This is a genomic window from Pseudomonas agronomica (assembly GCF_025917275.1).
GTDB lineage: Bacteria > Pseudomonadota > Gammaproteobacteria > Pseudomonadales > Pseudomonadaceae > Aquipseudomonas > Aquipseudomonas agronomica.
The window spans coordinates 1-3,656 of the sequence record NZ_JAOSHO010000487.1 but is presented as its reverse complement, the minus strand read 5'-3'; the positions used below and the strand labels follow the sequence as shown (position 1 = coordinate 3,656).

At 64.1% G+C, this 3,656-nt stretch carries 4 protein-coding genes; 1 reads left to right on the top strand and 3 read right to left on the bottom strand.

Features of this window, described 5'->3' with window-relative positions; genetic code table 11:
* Positions 1-53: 53 nt before the first annotated feature.
* The 3 genes from OC610_RS23165 to OC610_RS23155 all read right to left on the bottom strand — a co-directional run bounded on the left by OC610_RS23165 (position 54) and on the right by OC610_RS23155 (position 2,267).
* The gene (locus tag OC610_RS23165) at positions 54-1,367 is read right to left on the bottom strand and encodes an MFS transporter (protein ID WP_264431135.1); all 1,314 of its coding nucleotides are present in this window, start codon (positions 1,365-1,367) and stop codon (positions 54-56) included.
* Between the two features lie 36 nt (positions 1,368-1,403).
* The gene (locus tag OC610_RS23160) at positions 1,404-1,577 is read right to left on the bottom strand and encodes a hypothetical protein (RefSeq protein ID WP_264431134.1); all 174 of its coding nucleotides are present in this window, start codon (positions 1,575-1,577) and stop codon (positions 1,404-1,406) included.
* 132 nt (positions 1,578-1,709) lie between these two features.
* Positions 1,710-2,267 carry a YbhB/YbcL family Raf kinase inhibitor-like protein gene (locus tag OC610_RS23155; protein WP_264431132.1) on the bottom strand — a complete coding sequence of 186 codons (558 nt, stop codon included), beginning with the start codon at positions 2,265-2,267 and terminating at the stop codon, positions 1,710-1,712.
* 140 nt (positions 2,268-2,407) lie between these two features.
* Here OC610_RS23155 and OC610_RS23150 point away from each other — a divergent pair.
* Positions 2,408-3,656 (top strand): FAD-dependent oxidoreductase (locus tag OC610_RS23150; protein ID WP_264431130.1); only part of this gene is annotated, 1,249 nt, incomplete at its 3' end.

Below are 3,656 nucleotides of genomic sequence, written 5' to 3'. Positions count from 1 at the left end.
CCCTCGCCACGGATCATTCCAACCTTGTACCGTATTGCTGTCTACGCGCAGGGTTAGGATTCACAGGCCAATGACGGCTGCGCGGCCTTCCCATGCCGCCCCGGAAAATACGCCGCCGCGCCGACGCCCACCGCCCCCATCACCACGCAATACCCGACGCACACCCACGGGCTCCACGGCACCAATGCAATCAGCACCAGCGGCGTCATGCTGGCCCATAGCGCATAGGCGATGTTGTAGGTGAACGAGATGCCGGACACGCGAATCTTCGGCGGAAACAGGCTGACCATCACCGACGGCACCGCGCCAACCACGCCGCAGCCCAGGCCCGCCACGGCATAGGCCAGGCCCAACCAGGCACTGCCGCTGATCAGGCCGGCGTAGAGCACGCCGATGCCCAGGGGCAGCAGCAGGCTGTAGAGCATGACGGTGCGCCAGGCGCCGATGCGGTCGACGATGAGGCCGGCGAGGACGCAGCCGATGTTCAGGAAAACGATGCCGAGGCTGCTCAGGGCGAAGGTGTGGCTGGGGGTCAACCCGAAGCTTTTTTGCATCACGGTCGGGGTGATGACGACGAACACGACCACGGCGGAGGTCAGCACGCAGGTGAGAATCGCGGCGGGCAGCAAGGCGTGGCGATGGTCGCGCAGGACCGTACGCAGCGGTAATTCCGCCGCCCCCTCACGATTGGCTTGCAGCGCCATGAAGATCGGCGTTTCGCTGAGCCAGCGGCGCAGCCAGACGCCAATCACGCCGAAGACACCGCCCAACAGGAACGGCAGGCGCCAGGCGTAGTCGAGGATTTCCGTCGGGGTATAAATCCGCGCCAGCGCGGTGGCAGTCAGGGCGCCGAGCAAATAGCCGAAGGTCAGGCCCGCCTGGAGAAATCCCAGGGCATAGCCACGATGTCGCAGCGGCGCATGTTCAGCGACAAAGACCCAGGCACTGGGCACTTCGCCGCCCACCGCCGCGCCTTGCAGTATCCGCAACGCCAGCAACAGCAACGGGGCGAAATAGCCGATCTGCGCGTAGGTCGGCATCACGCCGATGAGCAGGCACGGCAACGCCATCATGAGGATGCTCAAGCTGAACACCCGCTTGCGCCCCAGGCGATCAGCGAAGTGCGCCATGAGAATCCCGCCCAAGGGCCGCGCCAGATAACCCGTGGCGAAAATTCCGAAGCTTTGCAGCAAGCGCAGCCACTCGGGCATTTCCGGCGGGAAGAACAGTTGGCTGAGGGTCAGGGCGAAGAAGACGAAAATGATGAAATCATAGATTTCCAGCGCACCGCCGAGGGCAGCGAGGCCCAGGGTCTTGTAGTCGGATCGGCTGAACCGCGCGTCTGGCAGATGAGTCGAGGCAGTCATAGGCAAGTTTGAAAAAATAATGGAAGAAGCGACGGCTCAAGCAGCAGGACCTTTGTCCACGGGCTGCGCCGACGGTTGACCTGGCTCGGCGTCTGCGGCCTCGTCAGCAGGCAGGAAATCCTTGCGACTCTGGGCGATGGCCCGGCGTATCTCGTCGCCCTTGGTGGGGCAGTTCTTGAGGCGGGCGATGCCGTCGGTTTTCTGCGTCATCGCCATCCTCCGGCATGAGTGAACACGGGCCGATAGTGCTCGCTTTTGGCGCTGGATGCCAACTTCCGTGACGATTGGGGCTGCTGTGCAGCCCCGCGGGAGCGAGCTCCCTCGCCACGGGTTTATGCAAGATCAACGGTGGTAGCGGCGCACTACGCTGCTGTTGCGCAATACATGACCGTTGAGTTTTTCCATCAGTTGGGTGCGAGTCAGGCCGGCGGGCAGGGCTTCGGGCGGCAGGTCCAGGGCGAAGATCTGGATCAGGTAATGGTGGGCGCTGTCGCCAATGGGCGGGCACGGGCCGATGTAGCCAGGGGTGTTCTTGCTGTTGAGACCGCTCATGCCTTCCAGCGAGGATTTCGTGCCCGCGCCGGCTGGAATCTGCCGGGTGTTGGCCTTGATTCCATAATGAATCCAATGATCGACACCCTGCCCCCGCTGACCATCAGGGTCGAGCATGACGATGGCGTAGCTGAGGGTGCCAGGTGGGCCCGCGTTCCAGCTCAGGGCCGGGGAAACATTCTTGCCACCGCATTTGTTGGCGTCACTGGCGGCCGCTGCGGTGAAGAGGCGGTCGTCCGACACACCGGGAATGCTCAGGGTAAAACGCTCTTCGGCCTGGACCCCTTGTGCGCACAGCACGAGGGTAACGGCCGCGAGCCAGGAGGAAAGGGAAGTCAGTCGGGTCATACCGGGCACCTTGAATGCGGTTCAGGCCATGGACGGCCTGCGAACTATAGCCGCAGCGCCGGTCTGGTTGCAGTGACAATTACGCTGAACCTCGCTCCAATCGCTCGACTCCAACGGGAAACGCCTGCCGGAGAACGACCATGCCCATGCATCAAGTCGCCCGCCTCGCCGATGTGCGAGAAGACCGCGGCCTCGAAGTCACCCTCAATGAATCGCCCATCCTGCTGCTACGGGCCGGTGGCCAGGTGCGGGCATTCCAAGGCAAATGCCCTCACGCCGGGGCGCCCCTGGCCAAGGGTGCGGTGTGCCATGGCAGGCTGATCTGCCCATGGCACAAAGCGGCATTTCGCGCCGAAGATGGCGCGCTGTGCGAGCCGCCGGCCCTCGACAGCCTGGCGCGTTATCACGTCGAGGTGCGCGGCGAAGAAGTCTGGGTCGATGATCAACCCCTGCCGGCTGAAAAAATCCCGCCGGCCGATGACCCGCGTACCTTCGCCATCATTGGCGCCGGAGCCGCCGGTACGGCGTGCGCGGCGGCGCTACGCGAGAAGGGTTTCGGTGGCCGGATCCTGATGATTGATCGGGAAGCCGAGGCCGGTTATGACCGCACCGTTTTAAGCAAATATGTTCTGGCTGGCGACATGGCGGCGGACAAAACCCCGCCCCTGCGCGATGAAACTTATTTCATCCAGCAGCGCATCGAACGGCGCCATGGCGAGGTCACGGACCTTGATATGGATGCGCGCCAGATCCGCCTCGCCAACGGCGAAACGTTGAGCTACGACGCGGTGCTCCTCGCCACCGGAGGTGTGCCCAAGACGCCCGCCTTGTCAGGGCTCGACCTGCCGAATGTTTTCACCCTGCGCTCCCTGGCCGACAGCCGGCAGATCCTCGACCGTACCCAGCCGGGGCAACAGGCGGTGATCATCGGCGACAGTTTCATCGCCATGGAAGTTGCCTCCTCCCTGCGCAAACGCGAGCTGAGCGTCACCGTCCTGGCCCGTCATCCGGTGCCGTTCGCCAAGCAGTTCGGCGACAGCGTCGGCAAGGCAATCCTGGCAAGGCACAGGGCAAATGGCGTGGTTTATCACAGCGAAGGCGAGGCGGCGCGAATCGAAGGCACGGGCAAGGTCGAAGCCGTGGTGCTGGATAATGGCGAGCGCTTCGCGGCGGACCTGGTCATTGTCGGCGTCGGCGTGCGCCCGGCCACGGCGCCGTTCGCCAACCTGCCACGGGAAAAAGATGAATCGTTGATCGTCGATGACGGCATGCGAGTGGTCGACGGCGTCTGGGCCGTGGGCGATATCGCGACCTTTCCCCTCAACGGCCAGCCCCGGCGCATCGAGCATTGGCGCCTGGCCCAGCAACAGGCCCGGATCGCCGCGACGA

What these genes read in the sequence shown, in the direction of transcription:
- OC610_RS23160 (WP_264431134.1), bottom strand. Translation starts at nt 1,577, where the DNA reads ATGACGCAGAAAACCGACGGCATCGCCCGCCTCAAGAACTGCCCCACC.
- OC610_RS23155 (WP_264431132.1), bottom strand. Translation starts at nt 2,267, where the DNA reads ATGACCCGACTGACTTCCCTTTCCTCCTGGCTCGCGGCCGTTACCCTC.
- OC610_RS23165 (WP_264431135.1), bottom strand. Translation starts at nt 1,367, where the DNA reads ATGACTGCCTCGACTCATCTGCCAGACGCGCGGTTCAGCCGATCCGAC.